Below are 1,851 nucleotides of genomic sequence, written 5' to 3'. Positions count from 1 at the left end.
AATCCCATGTGCGCTATATCCTTCCCGTGCTACCTTAAAAAATATTTCCCGGACAATTTCGCCCTCGCGCGGGTCTATCTCCAGATCCTTTACCGGGCGGCCTTTTTTGTTCATTCTGCCCTTATAGACCGCACGGTAGCCGAACGGGACCGTACCGCCCATGTAGTGTCCATCCTCTACAATTTGTTTCATCCTAGTTTTGATGCGGACGGAAGTTTTCTGCGATTCACTGGACGCCTGCCAGAATCGGATGTAGTTGAGCAGATCGTCCACATTACTGTCAAACCGCTGCTCACCCTCCACCGTGCTCCACACAGATATCCCCTGTTCTACAAACCATTTCAGTACAAACGGCGTTTCGTTATCCTTTCGGCCCAAACGGTCGAACATGAAGACCAGCAGGATATCAAACTCCTGTTTTTCCGCTTCCCGCTTGATTTCCTGCAGTTCGTCTCGATCTGCCGCGGCGACCTTAAATCCTGAGACACCCAATTCCGCATGTTCCTTTATGATTGTCCAGCCTTTTGACTCAGCGAACTCATGACATGCTTTTTTCTGCATTGGGATATCATTCTCAGCCTTATCCACCTGCCCTTTTGTGGAAACCCGGTACAGGCAGCAGACGCGCGTTTTCGTTTCTTTTGCTTTTGTCAAATTCATTTTCTTCTAACTCCTCGCATATCGTTTGTACGATACACATTGGCCAATCTTTAATTGTCAAGGTCCGGCCTCTGGCGGTTGGTCACCAGTGTCCGAAGCGTTCGGCCGCTTTGGCACCCTTATATTACTATATATATAGGGAAAACCCTATCACCAAAACGGAGAAAGATCGTCCAGTTTTTCTATCAAACCAGTGCAACAGCATCAGTTCACTGATGCGCATCGGCGTTCCGCATAAGCTCCCATAATCAGCGACAGAACTTTTTCCTCGGTTTCCGGCCGGTCCACCGCTGAAAACTGGATGACCGCTTTGTACTTGCCATACTGCTTCGTAAGCATACATTGGCTCATTGCAAATGTATTTTCCCGTTGTTCCATATTGTTTCTCCATTTCTGTCAGAAAACAAAACAGCTGCACGGGAACCCAATCCGTGCAGCTGTTTTATTATGACTTTATTCTGTTGCCATACGCTCTATAGTCCCTAAAATCAAACTTGCTTTAGGCGCCGCGTGAGCACAAATTCCTGAGCCGCTTGTGTGCTGTTCAACGCGTCCAGTTCTTCATGCACTTCACCGAATTCTCTCTCCATCTTTTCGTATAGCATTTTATGTCCATCGGCAATTTGTTTAACACTGGGTTGAACAGTATTCTCCACAACTGCATTTACATGATTTATTACACGAATTTCCGATTCTCGCACAACTTGGTCCATCCGATTGAGCATGCGAGTTTCCGATGCCTGAATCTTAGAGTCCATCAAATCTGCAATTGCCTGCAAATCCTCTTTCGTCAGTGCCATAATTCAACGCCCCCTTTTCGTTATTTAATATTATATCCTTTCACAGGAAAGAATTCAATTGTATTTCTTAGCTATGCAAGGATTTAGTGGATGAAATTTTGTTGTACGGTGCCCATGGTATAATAGCCTCAAGTCCGCCGCTACTCCAGCTACGTGTATGTGCTGCATACGCTTCTGTGCTAACGCACCGGACTTTGAGAACATTGAACCTCGCAAAACCGCAGCGAATGCGGTTTTGTTGTGGCCACCTGCAACGGCGTCATGGTATAATGGATGATGTCATGGTTCTTACATTATTATATATAGGAGTATTCTGTCCCGTGAAAGAGAATATTGAAATCCTGGCCACCAGCTTTGAGCGGATTCGGCCATACCGTATGAACGAAGCAAA

Annotated in this window: 3 protein-coding genes; all 3 read right to left on the bottom strand. The window is 46.1% G+C overall.

Features of this window, described 5'->3' with window-relative positions; all coding sequences use genetic code 11:
- A partial coding sequence (locus TQ39_RS19780; RefSeq protein ID WP_167541565.1) for a recombinase family protein occupies positions 1-660 on the bottom strand: 660 nt, incomplete at its 3' end.
- A gap of 204 nt (positions 661-864) precedes the next feature.
- Positions 865-1,038, bottom strand: coding sequence for a hypothetical protein (locus TQ39_RS21150; RefSeq protein ID WP_154524239.1), 174 nt, complete (start codon positions 1,036-1,038; stop codon positions 865-867).
- A 110-nt stretch (positions 1,039-1,148) separates the two neighbouring features.
- Positions 1,149-1,460 (bottom strand): hypothetical protein, encoded by a 312-nt coding sequence (locus TQ39_RS19775; RefSeq protein WP_009326242.1) that lies wholly within the window; start codon positions 1,458-1,460, stop codon positions 1,149-1,151.
- Positions 1,461-1,851 lie beyond the last annotated feature (391 nt).

Source organism: Ruthenibacterium lactatiformans (assembly GCF_000949455.1).
Taxonomy (GTDB): domain Bacteria; phylum Bacillota; class Clostridia; order Oscillospirales; family Ruminococcaceae; genus Ruthenibacterium; species Ruthenibacterium lactatiformans.
Note: the sequence above shows the minus strand (reverse complement) of the source record. Positions and strands in the feature narration are given on the sequence as shown.